The sequence below is a fragment of the Bradyrhizobium sp. genome (assembly GCF_017881085.1).
Taxonomy (GTDB): Bacteria; Pseudomonadota; Alphaproteobacteria; order Rhizobiales; family Xanthobacteraceae; genus Bradyrhizobium.
Genome location: NZ_JADGRI010000104.1, coordinates 1 through 15,375, shown reverse-complemented (window position 1 = coordinate 15,375; position 15,375 = coordinate 1). Strand labels below are relative to the sequence as shown.

Genomic DNA, 15,375 nt, shown 5'->3' with positions numbered 1-15,375 from the left:
TGATCAAGAACGCCGAAGCGCTGGAGCGCATGGAAAAAATCGATACGCTCGTGGTCGACAAGACCGGGACGCTGACCGAAGGCAAGCCGAAAGTGGTCGCGATCGTTCCCGTGGCGGGATTGGAGGAGAACGAGATCCTGCGGCTGGCGGCCAGCGTGGAGCGCGCCAGCGAGCATCCTCTCGCCGATGCGATCGTGCGTAGCGCGAAGGAGCGCAATCTGGATTTGGGCAAGGTCGAAGAATTCGACTCGCCGACCGGCAAGGGTGCAAGCGGCAAGGTCGACGGCAAGACCGTTCTGCTCGGCAACTCGAACTTCCTGGCATCGCTCGGCATCGAAACCCGGTCGCTGAACGAGCAAGGCGAACGCCTGCGCGGCGATGGCGCCACCGTCATCAACATCGCAATCGACGGCAAGCTGGCGGGGCTGTTTGCCATCGCCGATCCCGTCAAGGCATCGACGCCGGATGCGCTGACGGCGCTTGAGGCCGAGGGCATCAAGGTCATCATGCTGACGGGCGACAACCGGACCACGGCCAACGCGGTCGCCAAACGGCTCGGGATATCGGATGTCGAAGCGGAAGTGCTTCCGGATCAGAAGAGCGCCGTGGTGGCAAAACTGCAGAAGGCCGGACGGATCGTCGCCATGGCGGGCGATGGCGTCAACGACGCCCCGGCGCTCGCCGCCGCCGAAGTCGGAATCGCCATGGGTACCGGCACCGACGTCGCGATGGAAAGCGCCGGCATCACCTTGCTGAAGGGCGATCTCGGCGGCATCGTCCGCGCACGGCGGCTGTCTCAGGCCACCATGAGCAACATCCGGCAGAACCTGTTCTTCGCGTTCATCTACAACGCCGCCGGCATCCCGATCGCCGCGGGCATCCTCTACCCCAGTTTCGGGATCCTGCTCTCGCCGATCATTGCCGCGGGAGCGATGGCGCTGTCGTCGGTAAGTGTCGTCGGCAATGCTTTGCGGTTACGCGCGACGCGCCTGTGAGTTAGCCGCATCGGGCCACCGCTCGCAGAGGTCAGGCGGCCACGCCGGCTTTTCCGGCGGGCAGCCCGGCGCGGGCGAGGCCGCCATACAGCGCTTCATCCGGCATTTCCGAACGCAGGATGGCGCGCACCGCGACCAGCCTCTCGATATCGATCCCGGTTTTAAATCCTTTGCTCTCGCACAGGAACGCCAGATCCTCGAACACCACATTACCGGTGGCGCCCGGCGCGAACGGGCAGCCGCCGAGGCCGCCGAGCGAGCCGTCGAGGATGCGCGCGCCGGCATCGAGCGCGGCGGATGCGTTGGCAATCCCCATGCCCCTGGTATCGTGCAGGTGAACGCAGACCGGCTTTGCGCCGGACAATTTCACGATCGCCTTGGTCAACTCTCCCACCTGCTTCGGGCCGGCATAGCCGACCGTATCGGCGACGGCGACGAAATCGACGCCGGCCTCCAGGCATTTCTCGACCAGCCTTATCACCTCATTGGGATCGACCGGACCTGCGATCGAACATCCCAGCGCCATCGAGATCGCGGCGTTGACGATCGGCCTGTGCTCGCTCGCGTCGCGCAATTCGCAGAGGCGTCTGACATTGGCGATGGCCTGATCGCGCGAGCGCCGCGCGTTGGCCTGGCTATGCTCTTCGGTGGCCGACACCACGGAGGCGATTTCGGCAACCCCTGACGCCAGCGCCTCGTTGACGCCGCGCTCGTTGAGCGCCAGCGCAATGCCGTGCGCGCCCGGAAGCGATGCCACGGTGCGGATTATCTCGCGCACGTCGGCGAATTGCGGAAAGGTCGACGCCGGCAGGAACGAGCCGACCTCGAAATGCCGCACGCCGGCGGCATATTCCTCACGGGTCCAGCGCTGCTTCGCCGCGGTCGACGGAAAGGTTTTTACGAGCTGCAGGCCGTCGCGCATGCCCACCTCGCGCAAGGACGCGCGATCGTCGGGATAAACGTCTTGGACACGGGTCATGCGAGCCTCGCAGCGGGTTTGCCGGTGGATGAAAGGTCCTGTTGGTCGAGTTCGGCACGGACAGCGGCGGTATCGGCGCCGAGCACAGGCACCTTCAAGCCCTCGCCGATATTGGCGCCGTTCCACTCGATCGGCAGCGCCGGCACGCGAAACGGCGCGCCATCGGCATTGAAGTTGTTGACGAGGCCGCCGGGGCGCAGCACGTGCGGATCGCTGAAAAGATCCTCGGGACGGTTGATCGGCGAGAAGCAGATGTTGAGCCGGTCCAGCGTGGCCGAGAGTTCGGCCGCATTCCACCCTTTTATCACCTCGGCGGCGCGCGGAATGATTCTGGACCGCGCCAGAATCCGATCCGTGGTCGTGCGCAACGCGGGATCTTCCAGAAATTCCGTCATACCGAACTCGCGGCAAAAGCTCTGCCAGTGGCCTTCGGTGACGACGCCGATGAAAATCCGCTCGCCGCCCATGGTCTCGAAGATATCGTAGATCGGCCAGGCATGTTCGCGCTCGGGCATCGAGCGGGGCTTGTTGCCGGTCATCTCATACTCGACCATGTGCTGAGCCACCAGGAACAGGCAGTTTTCGAACAGACCGATGCGGATGTCGGCGCCCTTGTCCGCTGCCTTGTCACCTGCCTTGGCGCCGCGCTTCTGGTAGAGCGCGGCGAGGATGGAAATCGCGCCGAACATGCCGCCCATGATGTCGTTGGCGGAGGAGCCGACGCGCTGCGGTCTTGCCACCGTGCCGGTCATGGCGGCGAGCCCCGACATCATCTGCACGACTTCGTCGAGCGCCGGCCGGTGCTCATAGGGGCCGGACAGAAATCCCTTATGGCCGCAGACAATCAGATGCGGATATTTACGCCGCAGTTCGTCCGCGCCGAGGCCCTGCTTTTCCAGCTGCCCGTCGCGAAAATTTTCCAGAAACACGTCGGCGCTGGCGAGCAGCCGGTGCATGGTCTCGCGGTCTTCGGCCTTGCTGAAATCGAGCACCACGCTGCGCTTGCCGCGGTTGAACAGCGGGAAGAACGAGGTTCCCATGCCACCCAAGCTGCGGGTCTTGTCACCCGCCGGTGGCTCAACCTTGATGATTTCGGCCCCGAGCTGCGCCAGGATCATGCCGCAGGTCGGGCCCATCACCATGTGGGTCATTTCGACGACCCGTACCCCCGTCAACGGCAGGTCCTGCGTGCTCATGGCGTCTCCCGGGTTCCCAAAACCTTGGTTCGTCGAACAAAATAGGCTTACGGGCGCTATCCAGTAAATATAAACATGGCAAGCAATGACAAAACCCGCGCGGCAATGCTGCAATGCATTTCGCGCCGAGCGAGAAACAATGGGGAAATCATGAGCGCCGTCGGCATCGACAGTGGAATTGACCTCGCGTCCACCCGCGGCGCGGCGGACGAGATATCGCGAAGGCTCGAAAGCCTGCCTGGCTCATCCTATCTGTGGCGGCTGGTGATCCTGCTGTCGCTCGGCGGCTGTTTTGAAATTTACGACCTGTTTCTCACCGGCTATATCGCGCCGGGCCTCAACAAGAGCGGCCTCCTGACCACCACGACGCAGGCCTTTTTCGGCTTCTCCGGGATCGGCGCCTTCGTCGCGGCGACCTTTGCCGGATTGTTCGTCGGCACCTTCTTCTTGGGCTTTCTCGCCGACCGGTTCGGGCGGAGATCGATCTTTACCTGGGCACTGCTCGGCTATTCCGCGGCCTCGGTCTTGATGGCCTGCCAGACCAATTCCGGCGGCGTGCTGCTGTGGCGGTTCATCGCCGGGATCGGCATCGGCGTCGAGATCATCACCATCGACGCCTATATCACCGAGCTGGTGCCGAGCTGGATGCGGGGCCGGGCCTTCGCGGTCAATCAGGCGGTGATGTTCATCGCGGTTCCGATCGTGGCGGCGCTCGCCTGGTGGCTGGTGCCGCTGTCGCCCTACGGCATCGAAGGCTGGCGCTGGGTGGTGCTGATCGGGGCCGCCGCCAGCATGATCATCTGGATCGTGCGGCTGTACGTGCCGGAAAGCCCGCTCTGGCTGGCGCGTCACGGCCGAACCGATGAAGCGGTCAAAATACTCGCGACGCTGGAATCGGCCGGCGGACCTCCGCGTCAGGGAAAGCTCGCCGACAAAGCGCCGGCGCGGGCAGCCGCGAAAGTCGGTTTCGCCGATCTGTTCAGGCCGCCCTATCTGTCGCTGGTCGTGCTGTTCATGGTGTTCAATCTCTGCCAGGCGTTCGGCTTCTACGGCTTTGCCAATTGGGTGCCGACGCTGCTGGTCGAGAAGGGCATCACCGTCACCAAGAGTTTGCAGTACTCCTTCATCGTTGCCTTCGCCTACCCGATCGCGCCACTTCTGGCCACAAGCTTTGCGGACCGCTTCGAGCGCAAATGGATCATCTGCGGCGCCTGCGTCGCGATCATCGCGTTCGGGCTGCTATTCGCGCAAATGACGCTGCCGGCGCTGTTGATCCTGTGCGGCGTGTTGCTCACCGCGGCCAACATGACGATGTCGTACGCCTATCACGCCTATCAGACCGAGGTGTTTCCGACCGCGATCCGCGCACGCGCCTCGGGGCTGGTCTATTCGATGAGCCGGGTCAGCGCGATGTTCTCGGGGTTCATCGTCGCGTTTATGCTGCGCGAGGGCGGCATCAGCGGCGTGTTCGGCCTGATCACGGCGGCGATGGTCGTGGTGATCGTGGCGATCGCGACGTTCGGCCCCGACGTGCGCGGCAAGCCGCTCGACGCCTAATCGATCTGGCGGCCTTGCCGAAGCCGGCGCGCATGGCTACCTCTCGCGAGGGTTTCTCGCTTACGGGGTAAGACCGCCATGTTGGACGCCGCCGTCAAGGCGCTTTCGCAAATCCTGTCACCGCCGATGCGTTCCATCCTGTGGCGTTCGATCGCTCTCGCGCTGGTGCTGATCACCGTGCTGGCGATCGGGCTGCAGCGGCTGTTGAGCTGGTTCGCCACCTCGGGCGAAGGCTGGGCCGAGGCGATGCTGGGCCCCGGCTTCCAGACGCCGCTCAACGTGCTGGCCTGGATCGTCTCGATCGCCGCCGGGCTCGGCGTCGTGTTCGGCGCGGTATTCCTGATGCCGGCGATCACCTCGCTGGTGGCGAGCTTTTTCGTCGACGACGTCGCCGAGCATGTCGAGCTGGAATATTATCCCGCGGAGCGTCCCGGCGTGGCGCTGCCGCTCGGCGTCGCCATGACCGAAGGCGTCAAGACCGCGCTGTTGACGATCCTGGTCTACCTGATCGCGCTGCCGTTCGTGTTCTTCGCAGGCATAGGCTTCCTTGCCTTCTTCATCGCGACCGCCTGGCTGCTCGGGCGCGAATATTTCGAACTCGCGGCGATGCGTTTCCGGCCGCCGGCGGAAGCCAAGGCGATGCGCAAGGACAATGCGGCTGTGATCTTCACCGCGGGCCTGATCATCGCGGCCTTCGTGTCGATCCCGATCGTGAACCTGGCGACGCCTCTGTTCGGCATGGCCTTCATGGTTCACATGCACAAGCGTCTCTCCGGCCCACGGCCGGAGCTGATCGAGCCACGGCGAAAGACCAGCGTGCCGGCCGCTTAGTCCCTCATGGTGAGGCGCGCGTCTCCGGACGATGCTTCGCATCGCCGGGAGAACCAGACACCCCGCTGCTGGCCATCCTTCGAGACGCCGCGCAAGCGCGGCCCCTCAGGATGAGGGAAGAGCAAGCGATTATTTTATGTTCTAGATCGTCTTTTCCGGCCAGCGGCAGAGATCGTTGATCAGGCATAGCTCGCAGCGCGGCTTGCGCGCGAGGCAGGTGTAGCGGCCGTGCAGGATCAACCAGTGATGCGCGTGCAGCATGAATTCCGGCGGGATGACGCGCTCGAGTTCCAGTTCCACCTCGAGCGGCGTGTTGCCCGGCGCTAATCCAGTGCGGTTGCCGACCCGGAACACATGCGTATCCACCGCCATGGTGTGTTCGCCGAACGCCATGTTGAGCACGACATTGGCGGTCTTGCGCCCCGCCCCGGGCAGCGTTTCGATCTCGGCGCGGCTCTTCGGCACCTCGCCGCCGAACTCGGCGATCAGCTTTTCCGATAGCGCGATGACGTTCCTGGCCTTGTTGCGGTAGAGCCCGATGGTCTTGATGTAATCCCGCACCTTCTCCTCGCCGAGCGCGAGCATTTTTTGCGGCGTGTCGGCGACGGCAAACAACGCGCGCGTCGCCTTGTTGACGCCGGCGTCGGTGGCCTGCGCCGACAGCACTACCGCGACCAACAACGTATAGGGATTGAGATGCTCCAGCTCGCCCTTCGGCTCGGGATTGGCTTTCCGAAAGCGGCTGAAGGCCTCGCGCACCTCGGCCTCCGTCCACGGTCTTGTCCGTTTGGTTGTCGGACGGCTCTGGCCGGATTTGGCCGCGGCTTTGCTGGCGCGCTTTGGTGTCGCCGCGGCAGGAGCCTTGGAACGGACCTTGGACTTTGCCTTGGACTTTCCGGCGCGCGGGGAAACCGTTGCTCGCGATTTGGGCAGGGGCTTGCGGGTGATTTTCGCCATGATGCGGGTATACTGACAGGCAATGACCGCAGGCAACGATTTTGATCCGGATGCGCAGCCGGCATTGTTCTCGGCGCTGCTGACGCCGCATCGCTCGCTGAACCGGACCGGCTTTCTGGTCGTGATGGCGTTCGTCACGTTCGTCAGCTTTGCCGCGGGGCTGGCATTTCTCCTGATGGGCGCGTGGCCGGTGCTCGCCGTTTTCGGCCTCGATGTGCTGGCGATCTACTGGGCGTTCCGGGTCAATTTCCGCCGCGCCCGCGCCAGCGAGGAAATCTGGGTGACGCCGTCGGAACTGCGGGTGCGCCGGATCAGCCACCGCGGCCATGTGGTCGAATTCGTACTCAATCCGCTATGGGTGCGGCTCGACCAGATCAGCCACGCCGAATACGGCATCGAGAAGCTCTATCTGGTCTCGAGAGGCCGCAGCGTATCGATCGGAAGTTTTTTGGGGCCCGACGAAAAAGCAAGCTTTGCCAAGGCCTTGAATGCCGCACTGCAGGCCGCGCGGCGCGGCCCGACCTATAACCCGGTGTGAAGACCTCGTCGGGAATCGGGTGGTTTGCACGCCGCACCCGGCCTACATCATAACCCCATGATGAACCTCGCCATGAATGAGCACCGCCTCACCAAACCGGGACCCCAGAACGCCGCGCTGCGCGACTATGATTCGGTGCGGCGCGCCATCGCCTTCATCTCGGAGCACTGGCGCACCCAGCCGACCATCGAGGCGATGGCGGAAGCCGCCGCGGTGACGCCGGACGAGTTGCACCATCTGTTTCGCCGCTGGGCCGGGCTGACGCCGAAGGCGTTCATGCAGGCGCTGACGCTCGATCACGCCAAGGGCCTGCTGCGCGATTCCGCCAGCATCCTCGACGCGGCGCTCGACTCCGGGCTTTCCGGTCCGGGGCGGCTGCACGATCTGTTCGTCACCCACGAGGCGATGTCGCCGGGCGAATGGAAGAACGGCGGCGCCGGCATGACGCTGCGTTATGGCTTGCATCCTTCGCCGTTCGGCACTGCCATCGTGATCGCCAGCGGCCGCGGCCTCGCCGGCCTTGCCTTCGCCGACCCAGGCGAAGAGCCGGCCGCGCTCGCCGACATGCAGCGGCGCTGGCCGCGCGCGACCTATGTCGAAGACCGCAACGGCACCGCCGCGCTGGCGCAGCGCGTGTTCGAACCAAAACTATGGAGACAAGATCAGCCGCTGCGCGTGATCCTGATCGGCACCGATTTCGAGGTGCGGGTGTGGGAGACGCTCTTGAAGATCCCGATGGGCCGCGCGGTCTGCTATTCGGATATCGCCAGCAAGATCAGAAGCCCGAAGGCCTCGCGCGCCGTCGGTGCGGCGGTCGGGAAAAACCCGATCTCGTTCGTGGTGCCCTGCCATCGCGCGCTCGGCAAGGGCGGCGCGCTGACCGGCTATCACTGGGGCATCACCCGCAAGCAGGCCATGCTCGGCTGGGAAGCCGGGCAGGTAGGGATGCAGTAGGAGTTTCCGTCATTCCGGGATGGTGCGTTAGCACCAGACCCGGAATCTCGAGATTCTCCGATGTGCAATTGCACATCGTAGTTCGATGCTCCGCATCGCCCCGGAATGACAACCTAACTCGCGTCGATCACCGTTCCAGCCGCTTCCACATGATCGCGGTGTCGCACAGGCGGCCGTCCGCGACCGGCGCGCGGAGAGCGACGATCTCCGCGCTTGCGCTCACCCCGCCAGATCCAGTTTCGATGCCACGGTGGAATCGGCGTTGAGCCGGTAGATGATCGGCACGCCGGTGGCGAGTTCGCGCTTCAGGATATTTTCCGGCGAAAGCTTTTCCAGCACCATGATCAGCGCGCGCAGCGAATTGCCGTGGGCCGCGACCAGCGTGCGCTCGCCGCGCAGCACGCAGGGCTGAATCTCCTGCACGTAATAGGGCAGCGTGCGCGCCAGCGTGTCCTTCAGGCTTTCTCCGCCGGGCGGCGGTACGTCGTAGGAACGCCGCCAGACATGCACCTGCTCCTCGCCCCATTTCTTGCGCGCGTCATCCTTGTTCAGCCCGGAGAGATCGCCATAGTCGCGCTCGTTGAGCGCGAGATGCCTTTTGACGGAAATGCCGGTCTGGCCCAGCTCGGTCAGCATCAAATCGAGCGTGTGCTGCGCGCGCGTCAGCACCGAGGTAAAGGCGATGTCGAACGTGAAGCCTTGCGCCTTCAGCTTGCGGCCGGCTTCCTTGGCCTCGGTGACGCCCAGCTCGGTGAGGTCGGGATCCTTCCAGCCGGTGAAGAGATTCTTCAGGTTCCATTCGCTCTGGCCATGACGCACCAGCACAAGGAGACGGTCGCTCATTTTCTTGATTCCGTTCAGTCTAGAAATCGCTCAAGCCCAGCACGTCGGCCATCGAATACATCCCGGGCTTTTGCGCGCGCGCCCACAGCGCCGCCTTGACGGCGCCTTGCGCGAACATGGTGCGGTCCTCGGCCCGGTGCGTCAGCTCGATGCGTTCCATGGGACCGGCAAAGATCACGCTGTGATCGCCGGTGACGGAGCCGCCCCGCAACGACGCAAAACCGATATCGCCGGTCCGCCGCGCGCCGGTGATCCCGTCGCGGCCGCGCGCGGCGTGCTGATCGAGCGCGATTCCGCGGCCCGAGGCCGCGGCTTCGCCCAGCATCAAGGCCGTGCCCGACGGCGCGTCGATCTTGGCGCGATGATGCATTTCCAGGATTTCGATATCGAAACCGTCGTCGAGCGATTGCGCGACGCGCTTGACCAGTGCCGCCAGCAAATTGACGCCGAGGCTCATATTGCCCGACTTGACGACTATGGCGCGCGAGGTGACGCTCTTGATCACGGCGTCGTCCGAGCCCGAAAGACCGGTGGTTCCGATGATATGGACCAGGCCGCGCTCGGCGGCGATCGCGACATTGGCGATCGTCGCCTTGGGCACGGTAAAATCCAGAATGCCGTCGGCGTCGGCCGACAGCGACCACAAATCGGCCGACAGCTTGACGCCATTGGCGGGCAGGCCGGCGAGCACGCCGGCATCCTTGCCCAAGAGTTCGGAACCGGGCGCCTCCAGCGCGCCGGTAAGAACGGCGCCCTTGGTTTCCGAAATGACGCGCACCAGCGCGCGGCCCATCCGGCCGCCGGCCCCCGCAACGATCAAGCGCATGTCTGACATTTTTCAAGACCTCGCCCCTGCCGTATAGCCGGGGCGGGCCATTCCGGCAACCAAGCAGGGCCCGCTATTGCGGCTGCGGCCCGTCATAGCCCTCGATGATCACGAGGTCGCTCTCGGCGTGCGGCGAGCGCAGCGCGACCAGGCGGGCATATTCCGGGGAGTTGTAGCAGGCGAGCGCGGTCTCGTAGTCCTTGAATTCCAGCACCACGTTGCGCGAGCGCGACGAGCCTTCCTTGGGCACATGCTTGCCGCCGCGCACCAGGAACTTGGCGCCGTATTTCGCGAACACCGCGCCGTTCTGCGCGACGTATTCCTTGTAGCCGTCCATGTTGTGAACATCGACTCGCGCGATCCAGTAGCCCTTTGCCATTCTATCGGTTCCTCTTCTTGCTTCAGCCCAGCGCCTGCGCGATCTCCGCCTGGATGGCGTCCGCCACTGCCCTGGGATCGGCGGCTTCCAGCACGGGCCGCCCGACCACCAGATAGTCGCCACCTGCCGCGATGGCGCGAGCCGGCGTCATGATGCGCTTCTGGTCGCCGGCCGCGGTCCCCGCGGGCCGGATGCCGGGCGTCACCAGCACCATCTGGTGACCGACGATCTTGTGCAGGCTGGCGGCTTCCTGCGGCGAACAGACGAGGCCGTCGACGCCGAGCACCTGCGCCTGCTGGGCGCGCGCCTCGACCAGGTCGGAGACGCCGAAGCGATACCCGGCGGCGTGGAGATCGGCGTCATCGTAGGACGTGAGCACGGTGACGGCGAGGATCTTCAGGCCCGATCCGGCGCGGGCCTCGACTGCCGCCTTCATGGTCTGGGGATAGGCATGCACGGTCAGGAAAGTCGCGCCCAGTTTGGCGATGCTCTCGACGCCGCGCGCCACCGTGTTGCCGATGTCATGCAGCTTGAGATCGATGAACACCTTCTTGCCGGCATCCGCGAGCCGGCCGACCAGCGGCAATCCGCCGGTGTAGGCGAGCTGGTAGCCGATCTTGTAGAAAGTGACGGCATCGCCGAGCCGCGCGATCATCGCTTCCGCCGCCGCGACCTCGGGCAGATCGAGCGCCACAATCAACCGGTCGCGGGGGGCGATCTTGGATGGCTGCATGTCACCTCACGTCATGCGTTGGGAAAACTCGATCAGCTGCCGCACCAGTGCCGCCAGCGCCTCGATATCGGCCGGATGCCTCAGCCTGTCCATATCATCATAGGCCTGCGAAGCGAACGACAGCGCGAGCTGGTCGGGAATCACCGTCGCATGGCACGCCGACAGGATCAGCCGCAGCGCCGCCAGCGCGCGCGTGCCGCCGAGCCGGCCTTCGGAAGCCGCTGCGATGGCAAAGGGGCGCTCGCGAAACACCTGGCCGCGGTTTTCATTCGCATCCTGCACCCGGCTCACCCAGTCGATGGCGTTCTTGACCAGCGGCGGCACCGAGGAATTGTATTCCGGCGTCACGATCAGGACGGCATGATGGGCCGACATCATGCGCTTGAGATTGACCGCGTTCTTCGGCACGCCGGACTTGGTCTGCAGATCGCCGTCGTAGATCGGCAGCGGGAAATCGGCGAGCGAGATGCGGGTGACGTCGACGCCGGCCTGGGAGAGTTCATAGCCGGCGGTGGCCGCAAGCCTCGCATTGAGCGAGCCGGTGCGCAGCGAGCCGGGGATCACCAGTATCTTCAGGGCGGACATGATTTAAGAATTGCGTTCCGGACGAACCAGCCGCGCAAGCGGCGCGCGGCTTGTGGCTTGCGTATCAGTCCTTGCGATACACCCAGACCCGCGCGGGCGGAAGGTTCATCCAGATGCGTTCAGAAGCTTCTGTGGACACGCCGGGCAGCGATTTCGGAATCGGGGGCGCCACCGAATAGGTGAATTGCACGAACGGCGCGCCGGGCGCGAGCGCGGCAAAGGCCTCGCGGATCAGTTTCAGCCGCGTCAGCATCGGCTTTGTCACGAGCGGCAGGCCGGAAACCACGGCGGAGGCAGGCGCGCTGAGGACGTTACGGAGTGAATCGCGGAGCGTATAAGCGTCGCCCTGCACCACCTTGGCGAGCGGATAGCGCTCGCGCAGCAGCGCGCAGAAGCCCGGATTATATTCGACCAGTACGAGACGCTTCTGATCCACGCCATGCTCGATCAGCGCGCTGGTGATCGCACCGGTCCCGGGTCCAAGTTCGACGACCGGCCCTTCGGATTTAACGTCGACATACTGCGCCATGGTGCGGGCCAATACCCGTCCCGACGGCATCACGGCGCCCATGTGCAGCGGCTTTTCGATCCATGAACGGAGAAAGCGAACCTCGTCGTCGAGACGAAGCGGCTTCTTCGACGCACGCACGGACGATTGCAAAGGCATGTCGCTACCAGGCGGGACCGCTCGCGCGGCAGGTGTCAGAAAATAGTCATAAAGACGTATAGGTCAGAGGCGATACGGTCAAGGCGGACCGTACTTAAGGGGCGGCGCGGGTGCCGAAGAAGTCCTTGACCTTGGTGAAGAAACCCGCCGCTTCGGGCTGTGTTGCACCCGAGGATAATTTTTCGAACTCGGCCAGCAGTTCCTGCTGCTTCTTGGTGAGATTCTGGGGGGTTTCGACCACCACCTGGACATACATGTCGCCGGTCTGGCGCGAGCGCAGCACGGGCATGCCTTTTGATGCAATGCGAAAGCGCCGGCCGGACTGGGTCCCGGAGGGGATTTTGACCTTGGTTTGGCCCTTGTCGATGGTCGGCACCTCAAATTCGCCGCCCAGCGCCGCCGTCACCATCGAGATCGGGACGCGGCAGTGCAGGTCGGCGCCATCGCGCTGGAAGAACTCGTGGCTTGCCAGCGACAGGAAAATGTAGAGATCGCCGGACGGACCGCCGCGGACACCGGCCTCGCCCTCACCGGCGAGCCGGATGCGGGTGCCGTCTTCCACGCCTTGCGGAATATTGACCGACAGCGTGCGCTCGCGCGTCACCCGGCCGGAGCCCGAGCACGACGGGCAGGGATCTTCGATCATCTGGCCGCGGCCCTGGCAGCCGGGGCAGGTACGCTCCAGCGTGAAGAAGCCCTGCGCCTGCCGCACCCGCCCCGCGCCGCCGCACGTCGAGCAGGTCTTCGGCTTGGTGCCGGCCTTGGCGCCGGTGCCCGAACAGGACTCGCAGGTGACCGAAACCGGGATTTCGATCTGGGCGGTCTTGCCGACGAAGGCCTCCTCCAGCGTGATTTCCATGTTGTAGCGCAGGTCGGCGCCGCGCTCGCGCCCGCCGCCGCGTCCGCGCTGTCCGGCCATGCCGAACAGATCTTCGAAGATATCTGAAAATGAAGAGGCAAAGCCGGCGCCGAAGCCGGGACCGCCGCCACCATGACCCTGTTCGAACGCGGCATGGCCAAAGCGGTCATAGGCGGCGCGCTTGTCGCCGTCCTTCAGCACTTCGTAGGCTTCGTTGATTTCCTTGAAGCGGATCTCGCTGGTGGCATCGCCCGGGTTCTTGTCCGGGTGCCACTTCATCGCAAGCTTGCGGAAAGCCGCCTTGAGCTTGGATTCGTCCGCGGTCCGCTCGACTTCAAGGGTTTCGTAGTAGCAGCGCTTGGTGGACATCCGTCAAACCCGCCCGATATTCGTCCTCACTCCGAAGGAACGCGCGTTAAGAATGCAGCCTTCGGCTTAACGAAAAATGACCCTCACTCTGCGAGACGCGACCCGGCGTGCTCTTCAGAATGAGGGTCATGGTCTAAGCTCGTCTAAGCAGACTTCTTGTTGTTCTTGTCGTCGTCGACCTCGGTGAACTCCGCGTCGACCACGTCATCGTCCTTTGCGGCATCCTTGGCCGCATCGCTCTCGGCCTGCTGCTTGTACATCGCCTCGCCGAGCTTCATCGAAACCTGCGCCAGCGTATCGGTCTTGGCCTTGATCGCGTCGGCGTCGTCGCCCTTCAGCGCTTCCTTCAGATCGCCGACGGCGTCCTCGATGGCGCGTCGATCGGTCTCCGGGATCTTCGAGCCATGTTCGGCCAGCGCCTTCTCGGTGGAATGCACCAGCGCATCGGCATGGTTCTTGGCGTCGACCGCGGCGCGGCGTTTCTTGTCCTCGGCCGCGTTGGCCTCGGCATCCTTGACCATCTTCTGGATGTCGGCTTCCGACAGGCCGCCGGAGGCCTGAATCCGGATCTGCTGCTCCTTGCCGGTCGCCTTGTCCTTGGCGGAGACGTTGACGATGCCATTGGCGTCGATATCGAAGGTGACCTCGATTTGCGGCATGCCGCGCGGCGATGGGGGAATGCCCATCAGATCGAACTGGCCGAGAACCTTGTTGTCGGCGGCCATTTCGCGCTCGCCCTGGAAGACGCGGATGGTGACCGCGTTCTGGTTATCCTCGGCGGTGGAGAACACCTGGCTCTTCTTGGTCGGGATCGTGGTGTTGCGATCGATGATCCGGGTGAACACGCCACCCAGGGTCTCGATGCCGAGCGACAGCGGGGTCACGTCAAGCAATAGCACGTCCTTGACGTCGCCCTGCAGCACGCCGGCCTGGATCGCAGCACCGATGGCGACGACTTCGTCCGGGTTGACGCCCTTGTGCGGCTCCTTGCCGAACAACTGTTTCACCACTTCCTGGACCTTCGGCATGCGGGTCATGCCGCCGACCAGCACCACTTCGCCGATTTCGCCGGCGGTCAGCCCCGCGTCCTTCAGCGCCTTGCGGCAGGGATCGATGGTCTTCTGGACGAGATCGTCGACCAGCGCCTCGAACTTGGCGCGCGTCAGCTTCATCGTCAGATGCTTCGGACCGGTCTGGTCGGCCGTGATGAACGGCAGGTTGATTTCGGTCTGCGTGGTGGACGACAATTCGATCTTGGCCTTTTCGGCGGCCTCTTTCAGGCGCTGCAAGGCAAGCTTGTCGTTGCGCAGGTTGATGCCCTGCTCCTTCTGGAATTCATCGGCGAGGTAGCTGACCAGCCGCATGTCGAAATCTTCGCCGCCGAGGAAGGTGTCGCCGTTGGTCGACTTCACCTCGAACACGCCGTCGCCGATTTCGAGAATCGAGATATCGAAGGTGCCGCCGCCGAGGTCGTACACCGCGATGGTGCCGGTCTTGGTCTTGTCCAGGCCGTAGGCGAGGGCGGCCGCAGTCGGCTCGTTGATGATGCGCAGCACTTCGAGACCGGCGATCTTGCCGGCGTCCTTGGTGGCCTGACGTTGCGCGTCGTTGAAATAGGCGGGAACGGTGATGACGGCCTGATCGACCTTCTGGCCGAGATGGGCTTCGGCGGTCTCTTTCATCTTCTGCAGGATGAAAGCGGAAATCTGCGAGGGCGAGTAGGTCTTGCCGTCGGCTTCGACCCAGGCATCGCCGTTGGACGCCTTGACGATCTTGTAGGGGACAAGCTTCTTGTCCTTTTCGACCATCGGATCGTCATAGCGGCGGCCGACGAGGCGCTTGACCGCGAAGAAGGTGCGCTCGGGGTTGGTCACGGCCTGGCGCTTGGCGGGCTGGCCGACGAGGCGCTCGCCGTCATCGCTGAAGGCGACGATCGACGGGGTCGTTCGCATGCCCTCGGCGTTCTCGATGACTTTCGCAGCCTTGCCATCCATTACGGCGACGCACGAATTCGTGGTGCCGAGATCGATCCCAATGACCTTTCCCATGGTCCTCATATCCTTCTTTTTGCGGCAGGTTGGCTGGGCCCTGACGGCGCACCAATCCA

General features: G+C 64.3%; 16 protein-coding genes. 5 read left to right on the top strand and 11 right to left on the bottom strand.

The annotated features are described in order from the left end of the window. Positions 1-995, top strand: a 995-nt coding sequence (locus QZ213_RS12360) for an HAD-IC family P-type ATPase (RefSeq protein ID WP_291686357.1), incomplete at its 5' end; no start/stop codon positions are given. A 31-nt stretch (positions 996-1,026) separates the two neighbouring features. Here QZ213_RS12360 and QZ213_RS12355 read toward each other — a convergent pair. Together QZ213_RS12355 and QZ213_RS12350 are read right to left on the bottom strand one after the other, a co-directional pair. Beyond that, on the bottom strand, positions 1,027-1,974 hold the full coding sequence (locus tag QZ213_RS12355) for a hydroxymethylglutaryl-CoA lyase (protein WP_291686356.1): 948 nt from the start codon (positions 1,972-1,974) through the stop codon (positions 1,027-1,029). Next, positions 1,971-3,170, bottom strand: coding sequence for a CoA transferase (locus tag QZ213_RS12350; protein ID WP_291686355.1), 1,200 nt, complete (start codon positions 3,168-3,170; stop codon positions 1,971-1,973). Before QZ213_RS12350 ends, QZ213_RS12355 begins: the two co-directional genes overlap by 4 nt. A 150-nt stretch (positions 3,171-3,320) precedes the next feature. Here QZ213_RS12350 and QZ213_RS12345 point away from each other — a divergent pair, with 150 nt between their 5' ends. Both QZ213_RS12345 and QZ213_RS12340 read left to right on the top strand, forming a co-directional pair. Further along, positions 3,321-4,727, top strand: coding sequence for an MFS transporter (locus QZ213_RS12345; protein WP_291686354.1), 1,407 nt, complete (start codon positions 3,321-3,323; stop codon positions 4,725-4,727). A 78-nt stretch (positions 4,728-4,805) separates the two neighbouring features. Then, the gene (locus tag QZ213_RS12340) at positions 4,806-5,558 is read left to right on the top strand and encodes a sulfate transporter family protein (RefSeq protein ID WP_291686353.1); all 753 of its coding nucleotides are present in this window, start codon (positions 4,806-4,808) and stop codon (positions 5,556-5,558) included. A gap of 141 nt (positions 5,559-5,699) precedes the next feature. On the opposite strand, the gene nth is transcribed toward QZ213_RS12340, so the two are convergent. Next, the gene (nth, locus tag QZ213_RS12335; RefSeq protein ID WP_291686352.1) at positions 5,700-6,515 is read right to left on the bottom strand and encodes an endonuclease III; all 816 of its coding nucleotides are present in this window, start codon (positions 6,513-6,515) and stop codon (positions 5,700-5,702) included. 22 nt (positions 6,516-6,537) lie between these two features. Here nth and QZ213_RS12330 point away from each other — a divergent pair, with 22 nt between their 5' ends. Further along, a complete protein-coding gene (locus QZ213_RS12330) occupies positions 6,538-7,053 on the top strand; it encodes a DUF2244 domain-containing protein (protein WP_291686351.1) in 516 nt (171 codons plus the stop codon). A gap of 57 nt (positions 7,054-7,110) precedes the next feature. Next, complete coding sequence (locus QZ213_RS12325) at positions 7,111-8,007, top strand: bifunctional helix-turn-helix domain-containing protein/methylated-DNA--[protein]-cysteine S-methyltransferase (RefSeq protein ID WP_291686350.1); 897 nt, start codon at positions 7,111-7,113, stop codon at positions 8,005-8,007. 219 nt (positions 8,008-8,226) lie between these two features. On the opposite strand, the gene QZ213_RS12320 is transcribed toward QZ213_RS12325, so the two are convergent. The 8 genes from QZ213_RS12320 to dnaK form a co-directional block, all read right to left on the bottom strand. Continuing rightward, positions 8,227-8,850 carry a 2,3-bisphosphoglycerate-dependent phosphoglycerate mutase gene (locus QZ213_RS12320; protein WP_291686349.1) on the bottom strand — a complete coding sequence of 208 codons (624 nt, stop codon included), beginning with the start codon at positions 8,848-8,850 and terminating at the stop codon, positions 8,227-8,229. 19 nt (positions 8,851-8,869) lie between these two features. After that, a complete protein-coding gene (gene dapB / locus QZ213_RS12315) occupies positions 8,870-9,685 on the bottom strand; it encodes a 4-hydroxy-tetrahydrodipicolinate reductase (RefSeq protein ID WP_291686348.1) in 816 nt (271 codons plus the stop codon). Between the two features lie 64 nt (positions 9,686-9,749). Beyond that, positions 9,750-10,055, bottom strand: coding sequence for a DUF1330 domain-containing protein (locus tag QZ213_RS12310; RefSeq protein WP_291686347.1), 306 nt, complete (start codon positions 10,053-10,055; stop codon positions 9,750-9,752). Positions 10,056-10,077: 22 nt separating this feature from the next. Further along, positions 10,078-10,788, bottom strand: coding sequence for an orotidine-5'-phosphate decarboxylase (gene pyrF, locus QZ213_RS12305; RefSeq protein WP_291686346.1), 711 nt, complete (start codon positions 10,786-10,788; stop codon positions 10,078-10,080). A gap of 6 nt (positions 10,789-10,794) precedes the next feature. Further along, positions 10,795-11,373, bottom strand: a complete 579-nt coding sequence (locus QZ213_RS12300) for an NAD(P)H-dependent oxidoreductase (RefSeq protein WP_291686345.1) — start codon at positions 11,371-11,373, stop codon at positions 10,795-10,797. A 64-nt stretch (positions 11,374-11,437) separates the two neighbouring features. Further along, a complete protein-coding gene (locus QZ213_RS12295) occupies positions 11,438-12,040 on the bottom strand; it encodes an rRNA adenine N-6-methyltransferase family protein (RefSeq protein ID WP_291686344.1) in 603 nt (200 codons plus the stop codon). Positions 12,041-12,134: 94 nt separating this feature from the next. Continuing rightward, positions 12,135-13,268 (bottom strand): molecular chaperone DnaJ, encoded by a 1,134-nt coding sequence (dnaJ, locus tag QZ213_RS12290; RefSeq protein WP_291686343.1) that lies wholly within the window; start codon positions 13,266-13,268, stop codon positions 12,135-12,137. A gap of 143 nt (positions 13,269-13,411) precedes the next feature. After that, positions 13,412-15,316, bottom strand: coding sequence for a molecular chaperone DnaK (gene dnaK, locus QZ213_RS12285; RefSeq protein WP_291686342.1), 1,905 nt, complete (start codon positions 15,314-15,316; stop codon positions 13,412-13,414). Positions 15,317-15,375 lie beyond the last annotated feature (59 nt).

Coding starts and splice junctions, on each gene's coding strand:
- QZ213_RS12300 (WP_291686345.1), bottom strand. CDS start 11,373: ATGTCCGCCCTGAAGATACTGGTGATCCCCGGCTCGCTGCGCACCGGC.
- QZ213_RS12325 (WP_291686350.1), top strand. CDS start 7,111: ATGATGAACCTCGCCATGAATGAGCACCGCCTCACCAAACCGGGACCC.
- QZ213_RS12295 (WP_291686344.1), bottom strand. CDS start 12,040: ATGCCTTTGCAATCGTCCGTGCGTGCGTCGAAGAAGCCGCTTCGTCTC.
- QZ213_RS12345 (WP_291686354.1), top strand. CDS start 3,321: ATGAGCGCCGTCGGCATCGACAGTGGAATTGACCTCGCGTCCACCCGC.
- dapB (WP_291686348.1), bottom strand. CDS start 9,685: ATGTCAGACATGCGCTTGATCGTTGCGGGGGCCGGCGGCCGGATGGGC.
- QZ213_RS12340 (WP_291686353.1), top strand. CDS start 4,806: ATGTTGGACGCCGCCGTCAAGGCGCTTTCGCAAATCCTGTCACCGCCG.
- QZ213_RS12355 (WP_291686356.1), bottom strand. CDS start 1,974: ATGACCCGTGTCCAAGACGTTTATCCCGACGATCGCGCGTCCTTGCGC.
- QZ213_RS12330 (WP_291686351.1), top strand. CDS start 6,538: ATGACCGCAGGCAACGATTTTGATCCGGATGCGCAGCCGGCATTGTTC.
- QZ213_RS12320 (WP_291686349.1), bottom strand. CDS start 8,850: ATGAGCGACCGTCTCCTTGTGCTGGTGCGTCATGGCCAGAGCGAATGG.
- pyrF (WP_291686346.1), bottom strand. CDS start 10,788: ATGCAGCCATCCAAGATCGCCCCCCGCGACCGGTTGATTGTGGCGCTC.
- nth (WP_291686352.1), bottom strand. CDS start 6,515: ATGGCGAAAATCACCCGCAAGCCCCTGCCCAAATCGCGAGCAACGGTT.
- dnaK (WP_291686342.1), bottom strand. CDS start 15,316: ATGGGAAAGGTCATTGGGATCGATCTCGGCACCACGAATTCGTGCGTC.
- QZ213_RS12310 (WP_291686347.1), bottom strand. CDS start 10,055: ATGGCAAAGGGCTACTGGATCGCGCGAGTCGATGTTCACAACATGGAC.
- dnaJ (WP_291686343.1), bottom strand. CDS start 13,268: ATGTCCACCAAGCGCTGCTACTACGAAACCCTTGAAGTCGAGCGGACC.
- QZ213_RS12350 (WP_291686355.1), bottom strand. CDS start 3,170: ATGAGCACGCAGGACCTGCCGTTGACGGGGGTACGGGTCGTCGAAATG.